Origin of the sequence: Collinsella aerofaciens (assembly GCF_040910325.1) — a bacterium.
Lineage (GTDB): Bacteria > Actinomycetota > Coriobacteriia > Coriobacteriales > Coriobacteriaceae > Collinsella > Collinsella aerofaciens_BL.
In genome coordinates this window covers 46,151-52,401 of the sequence record NZ_JBDGAV010000016.1, presented here as the reverse complement: position 1 = coordinate 52,401, position 6,251 = coordinate 46,151, and the positions used below count along the sequence as shown (strand labels likewise).

Genomic DNA, 6,251 nt, shown 5'->3' with positions numbered 1-6,251 from the left:
CAGCTGAGGGCCGTCCTGCGCAACCACCGGGGGCTGACGTCGGTCAAGCGCGTGAAGGCGGTGTTCTGGTGGTGCCATGCGCACTCGGGGGACGCGAGGGCGGCGCGCGAGAAGCTCGCCACGATGCCGACCGACGCGGACATCGACTTCCTGTTCAGCGTCTACTCCGCCTCGCCGTCGCGCGAGGACGGAGGGCCGGAGTGGGGCGACAGGGCCGTGTGGGAGGACCTCCACCACAGGGACCCGTACCCGTTCTGGCTGGATTAATGGATGGAAACGGATGTTCTATCGGGACACACATTTTGTCCTATAAGCCCCAGATCGGGGGCTTTTTTCTTTTAAGTCCCTTACAAGCAAATACGGCGGAGGAGGAGGGATTCGAACCCGCCAGGGCGCAAAGCGTAAAGAAAACGCGCCAGTGGCGCGTTTTTAGCGCAGCGCGGTCGGCGTAAGCCGACCGGATAAATTTTGAGCAAAGCTCAAAATTTGGACATCCCTCCTATTCGACCACGCCCCCATCGCGTTCAGCATCAACCCGGATCCCCAAACATGGAACCTATGACCGTACCCAGTCCCGACCGTTTGCCGAGCAATAGGGTCGCAATCGGCGCCGAACATGTACTATGTACGGGCATTGTCTAAACCCGTAACTCAAAGGACCCCATCTTGCCCGTTGCCGCCGCTATGATCGTTACCGCACACGCCTCGGATGCCATGGTTGCCATCCCGTTTTGGCTCGAGATGTTCGCCGTCGTCGCGGCATCGATCTCGGGCGTGTTGGTCGCACGCGAGCACAAACTCGACCTGGTGGGCGCCGTCGCGCTCGCCGTGGTCTGTGGACTGGGCGGCGGTCTTTTGCGCGATATGACGCTGCAGGTGGGCAACGTCTACATCCTCAACCAACCGATGGCGCTCCCGCTCTCCATCGCCACCGCGACCATCATCTATATCTTCCCGGCAATCGTCGACAAGCCCGAAAAGCTCATTCCCCTGCTCGATATCATCTCGGTGGGTATTTATGCGGCAACCGGCGCAGACAAGGCGCTGGTCTACGGCTTTGCGCCGGCGGTGTGCATCATGATGGGCTTTTTTACCGCGGTGGGCGGCGGCATGCTGCGAGATGGTTTTATGGGTGTGGTGCCGGGTATCTTCCAGCGCACCAACTTCTATGCCATCGCGGCCATCGCCGGATCGGCAAGCTATGTTTGCCTTGTCATGAGCGGCTTGGTCAGCAATGTCGTCGCACTGGTCGTTTGCGTCGTGGTGACCATGGGACTACGCTGGCTGTCGCTGCGCTTTGATATCAAAAGCCCCACCGAGGATGACATCGCACGCTTTTTGCATCGCAAAAAGTAGGTAGCGCGGGCTCATCCTTCGAAATGCAACCGAGAGGTTCTTTTAGAGCGCCCACGCGTTGGGTACCCTGTTAGGTATATGCCGAGTATCTAACGAAGGATTCACTATGCCCTGCAATCAACTCCCGTTGACCCAGCGCCGTAAAGCATGGGGCCGCATCACCATCCTATTCGCGCTCATCGCGCTGGCGATCACCGTGCTTCCCACGGCGTCGTTCGCCGGCACGGACACCGCAGGAAACGTACTTGCGACCGACAATGACGCCAATCCGTCCGGCGTCGAAGGTGACCTGTACTGGGCAGGTCAGGCCCTCAACTTGGATGATGTGTCCATCGGCCGCGATATCATCGCCGCGGGCGATACCCTCTCGATCCGTGACTGCACAGTGGGCGGCGCCGTCCGTCTGGCGGCACGCACCATCGACATTGCCAAGACCACGGTTGATGGCAGCGTGACCGTCGCTGGCCAGCATGTCGTGCTCAATTCCGACAGCACCGCCAACTGTTTCTACGCGATAGGCGAGACGGTTGCCCTGCGAGGCTCCACCAAGTCGGCAGCGCTTGCGGGCGACACGGTGACCATCGATGGCACCGTCAAGGGCGATGTCGAGGTTTGGGCCGACAAGCTCATCCTGGGCAAGAACGCCCACATCACCGGCACCGTGAACGCGCACGTCTCCGAGGACCCCGAGCGCGCCGCGGGAGCCGAGGTCGGTGCGCTCAAGATCGACCGCACCGAGAACGAGGATACTTCCACCGTTAACGATGTCATCGGCGGTATCGTCGCCGCGGCACTCTCGACCTGCTTTGTCGCTCTGCTGCTCGAGCTCATCTTTCCGCGCGCGACCGCCAGCGCCGCCGGCATGCTCCACCAGCGCTCCATGCCCCTGTGGGTGAGCGGTCTTCTGGGCACGATTGCTATCGTCCCCGCCGTCCTACTGCTGATTATCTCTATCGCTGGTCTGTCGCTTGCCGGAACCCTCTTGTGCGGCGTTATCGGCATCGCGTTGATGTCGAGTGCCTTTGCGGGGTGCGCGATCGCCCGCATGGTTGGACACAACCAAAACCGCTACGCCATGGCAGCCGTGGGCGGCGTAATCGCAGGCGCCCTCACGGGGCTTCCCCTCGTAGGTGACTTCATCAGCGGCGTGGCCTTTGTCTTTATGCTCGGTTACATCATCCAAATCATCTGGCGCAACGCCCGCGTCAAGCCGCAGCAGCCGGCTAACACGCCAGGACTCCCCACCGCTTAGCCGCCAACCACCACAAAGGGACCAGGCACCTTTGTGGTGGTGCAGACCAGCTCAGTCCCTATGCACAAAAAGGGCGCCGACCATTACGGTCGACGCCCTTTCTTGTTAGACGCTATAAAGTCCAGCGCTTATTTGTTGACCTGGCCGGCGCGGACGGCGGCCTTCTTGCGGTCGGTGGCGTTGAGCAGGCGCTTGCGCAGGCGGATGTTCTTGGGGGTAATCTCAACCAGCTCGTCGTCGGCGATGTACTCCAGCGCCTCCTCCAGCGAGAAGGTGCGGGGCGGCACCAGCTGAACGGAGATATCGGAGGTCGAGGAACGCTGGTTGCCCAGGTTCTTGGTACGGGCGATGTTGACGACCATGTCGCCAGCCTTGCTGCGCTCGCCCACGATCATGCCCTCGTAGCACTCGGTGCCCGGCTCAACAAAAAGCTGGCCGCGCTCCTGCAGCGTACCCAGAGCATAGGCAACGGCCTTCTCGGTGGTCATGGAGATCATTGCGCCGTTCTGACGGTTGCCGATCTCGCCGGCGTAGGGACCGTACTCCAGGAAGGTGTGGTAGAACACGCCCTCGCCGTGGGTGACGTTCATGATGCGGTTCTTAAGGCCCATGATGCCGCGGGTCGGGATCTTAAACTCGAGGTGCGTCACGATACCCGAGGTATCCATGCTCGTCATGATGCCACCGGAGGTACCGAAGACCTCAACGACCTTGCCCGAGTACTCGTCCGGGCACTCAACGACGGCCTGCTCGACAGGCTCCATCTTGTTGCCGTTCTCGTCCTTCTTAAACAGAACGCGGGGACGGCCGACCTGGAACTCAAAGCCCTCGCGGCGCATGGACTCCATCAGAACGGACAGGTGCAGAATGCCGCGGCCCGAGACCTCGACGCCGCTCTTGTCCTCGAGCTCCTCGATCTTCATGGTCACGTTGTTCTCGGCCTCGTTGAACAGGCGCTCCTTGAGCTGACGGGCGCCCACGATGTCTCCGTCGCGACCGACGAGCGGGGAGGTCGAAGCCTCGAAGACGATGGACAGGGTCGGCGGGTCGATCTCGATGGGCTCGAGCTCGACGGGGTTCTCGGGATCGGTGTAGACATCGCCGATATCGGTGCGGTCGATGCCCACGACGGCGGCGATGTCGCCGGCGCCGACTTCCTGGCACTCGGTGCGGCCCAGGTAGTCGAAGGTAAAGAGCTGCTTGACGGTAGCGGTGGCGCTGGAGCCGTCGTTCTTCACAACCAGAATCTGGTCGCCCTGATGGATGGCGCCGGAATACACGCGACCGATGCCGATACGGCCAACGAAGTTGGAGTGGTCGATGGTCACGCACTGCATGGCCAGCGGAGCGTTCTCGTCAACCTCGGGCGCGGGCATGTCGTCGATGATCATATCGAGCAGCGGATACATGTCCATGTTGCCGTCGTTGGGATCAAGGCGGGCAAAGCCATTCATGGCGCTGGCGTAGACCACGTGCTCCATGGCGAACTCAAGCTGGTCGTCGGTGGCGCCCAGGTCGGCCATGAGGTCCAGGCAGTCGTTGTAGGCCTTCTCGGGGTTGGCGCCCGGACGGTCGATCTTGTTGATGACGATCATGATCTTAAGGCCGGTGTCGATAGCGTGACGCAGCACGAAGCGGGTCTGGGGCATGGGGCCCTCAAAGGCGTCGACCAGCAGCAGGGCGCCGTCGGCCATACGCAGCACGCGCTCGACCTCGCCGCCAAAGTCGGCGTGGCCCGGGGTGTCGATGACGTTGATCTTGACGTCCTTGTACTCGATAGAGATGTTCTTGGCGAGAATCGTAATGCCGCGCTCGCGCTCCTGGTCGTTGGAATCCAGGACGCGGTCCTCGACCTGCTGGTTGGCACGGAAGGCGTCCGTGGCACGCAGGAGCTTGTCGACCATCGTCGTCTTGCCATGGTCGACGTGAGCGATGATGGCGATGTTCCTCAGATTGTCTACGCGCATGTAGTTCCCCTATCTTCTATCTATATACAACCGGCACGCGTATGCGACCCACCCAGCAATGCAACGCTCGGCGGGAATATTGAGCCTTTTACCGAAAACTCGTTTATTTTAGCGATTTTAGATGAGAGGGGTTTCCTCACCTGCAGGTTCAGGGTCGCTCCACATAAAACCATCGCCGGCGCCCATGCCCTCATACAGCACATATGCCGAAAAACCGCTCTCGAGCGTAGTTTCGAAGAAGCTCACGAGCAGAGCATCGTGATAGCCGCCGTCAATCTCGACGCAGCCGGTGTAGCCGATGGCATAGCGAGCGATACGGCCCAGGCCCTCGTCCTTAAGACCCATCTTGTGCTCGGAGATAAAGTTGGTGGCCGCCTCCAGGCACGCCTCTTCGCCGTCCTCGTCGAGCGCCGCCAGATAACGGTTGGAAGCAGCATCCTCAATTGCCACGACCACGCCAGGGTTTTCACCGGCGGCAAGGTCGTCCAAGAACGCGCCGATCAGATCGCACACCATGGCGTCGAGCTCGGCGGAGACGTTACCGGCATCCTGCATATCCTGTGCCATCTTTAGACCTTCCCATCGAGTCTGACGTCGTTACAGTTCTTGTGCCTCGGCGGCGATCTTGGCGGCAGCGTCGCGGGTGCGCATCATGTCCGCCGCGCGCTTGTCGAGCACCTTGATCTGACTGGTCAGCATGACTGCATCGACCACGCCCCAGATCACCAGGCCCGTAGAGATCGAAAACCCAAGCGCACCAACTGTACCACGAAGGCGTGAGCAGATTGCCGCGACAAGGGCGGAGACGACAACCATCTTGATAAACGAGCCGCGGCGCTCGCGGAGCGTGCGGGCCTGCGTCACATAGGCAATGCGAGCCGCCTCAGAAGCCTCCGAGCGCATCTGGGCCTCGCGGGCGATCGCAGCCGCCTCAGCCGACATACCGCCGGCCATCAGCGAACGCTCCGCATCCTGGCCGCCCCGCATTTAGAAGTCATCGGGCGAGAGCGTATGGACGAACTCGTCGAACTTCTCGAACTCCTGCTCGTCGTCAACTTCCTCGGTATGGGCAGAAACAGTGCCCAGGCGATTCATGATGTCGTCCTCCACAAACATGGGGGCATTGCTGCGCACGGCAAGGGCAATGGCATCACTGGGACGGGCATCGATCTTGCGCTCGTCACCATCGGCCAGTACGACAATCGTCGCGTAGAACACCGGCGGCTCGGCGCGAACGATCTCGATGCGCTCGAGCTTGGCGCCCAGGGCGCCAACAGTATCGAGCAACAGGTCATGGGTAATCGGGCGATCGGCGCGTCCGCTGTCGATGCCGCGGCTGATTGCCGCAGCCTCAAACGAGCCAGTCTGGATGGAGAGGGAGCGCAGCGGCGCGGGGGAATCCGACTTGCTGCAGCGTTCGCGAAGCACGATAAGCGATGGCACGGGACCGGCGGCCATGACGATGGTCTCTATGTCGACACGAACCATGGAACACCTCCGGTACGTAGCGGTTAACACGCGGCGGCCCGCCGCGTTGAATAGCTATACTACCCAAACTTTCGCGTAGCACACAAAATCAAAGTAGTTAATTTGGGACAGAGCTTTTTTGACTACCTTCTGTGGCTAAGAAAAAAGCCTCGAGGCAATTGCCCCGAGGCTTTTAACAGTTTTGATGG

At 60.9% G+C, this 6,251-nt stretch carries 6 protein-coding genes and 1 pseudogene; 3 read left to right on the top strand and 4 right to left on the bottom strand.

From position 1 onward, the window contains the following. From AB5Z25_RS07655 to AB5Z25_RS07645, 3 genes and pseudogenes are all read left to right on the top strand, one after another. Window positions 1–267 (top strand): annotated as a pseudogene (locus AB5Z25_RS07655) (hypothetical protein); the annotation flags it as partial. Between the two features lie 399 nt (window positions 268–666). Continuing rightward, window positions 667–1,356: a trimeric intracellular cation channel family protein gene (locus AB5Z25_RS07650; RefSeq protein ID WP_368135208.1), complete on the top strand. Its 690-nt coding sequence runs from the start codon at window positions 667–669 to the stop codon at window positions 1,354–1,356. A gap of 106 nt (window positions 1,357–1,462) precedes the next feature. Then, window positions 1,463–2,608, top strand: a complete 1,146-nt coding sequence (locus AB5Z25_RS07645; protein WP_138113613.1) for a bactofilin family protein — start codon at window positions 1,463–1,465, stop codon at window positions 2,606–2,608. A gap of 128 nt (window positions 2,609–2,736) precedes the next feature. Here AB5Z25_RS07645 and typA read toward each other — a convergent pair whose 3' ends face one another. From typA to AB5Z25_RS07625, 4 genes are all read right to left on the bottom strand, one after another. Continuing rightward, window positions 2,737–4,575: a translational GTPase TypA gene (gene typA / locus AB5Z25_RS07640; RefSeq protein ID WP_055287536.1), complete on the bottom strand. Its 1,839-nt coding sequence runs from the start codon at window positions 4,573–4,575 to the stop codon at window positions 2,737–2,739. A 117-nt stretch (window positions 4,576–4,692) separates the two neighbouring features. Next, window positions 4,693–5,142 (bottom strand): hypothetical protein, encoded by a 450-nt coding sequence (locus AB5Z25_RS07635; RefSeq protein WP_089572580.1) that lies wholly within the window; start codon window positions 5,140–5,142, stop codon window positions 4,693–4,695. A gap of 30 nt (window positions 5,143–5,172) precedes the next feature. Beyond that, window positions 5,173–5,529: a hypothetical protein gene (locus AB5Z25_RS07630; RefSeq protein ID WP_156327729.1), complete on the bottom strand. Its 357-nt coding sequence runs from the start codon at window positions 5,527–5,529 to the stop codon at window positions 5,173–5,175. Between the two features lie 33 nt (window positions 5,530–5,562). After that, on the bottom strand, window positions 5,563–6,063 hold the full coding sequence (locus AB5Z25_RS07625) for a bifunctional nuclease family protein (RefSeq protein ID WP_055310297.1): 501 nt from the start codon (window positions 6,061–6,063) through the stop codon (window positions 5,563–5,565). Between the last annotated feature and the right edge of the window lie 188 nt (window positions 6,064–6,251).

Bases quoted from the DNA above. Each gene is read 5' to 3' on its own strand.
- AB5Z25_RS07630 (WP_156327729.1), bottom strand. From the start codon at position 5,529: ATGGCCGGCGGTATGTCGGCTGAGGCGGCTGCGATCGCCCGCGAGGCC.
- AB5Z25_RS07645 (WP_138113613.1), top strand. From the start codon at position 1,463: ATGCCCTGCAATCAACTCCCGTTGACCCAGCGCCGTAAAGCATGGGGC.
- typA (WP_055287536.1), bottom strand. From the start codon at position 4,575: ATGCGCGTAGACAATCTGAGGAACATCGCCATCATCGCTCACGTCGAC.
- AB5Z25_RS07625 (WP_055310297.1), bottom strand. From the start codon at position 6,063: ATGGTTCGTGTCGACATAGAGACCATCGTCATGGCCGCCGGTCCCGTG.
- AB5Z25_RS07635 (WP_089572580.1), bottom strand. From the start codon at position 5,142: ATGGCACAGGATATGCAGGATGCCGGTAACGTCTCCGCCGAGCTCGAC.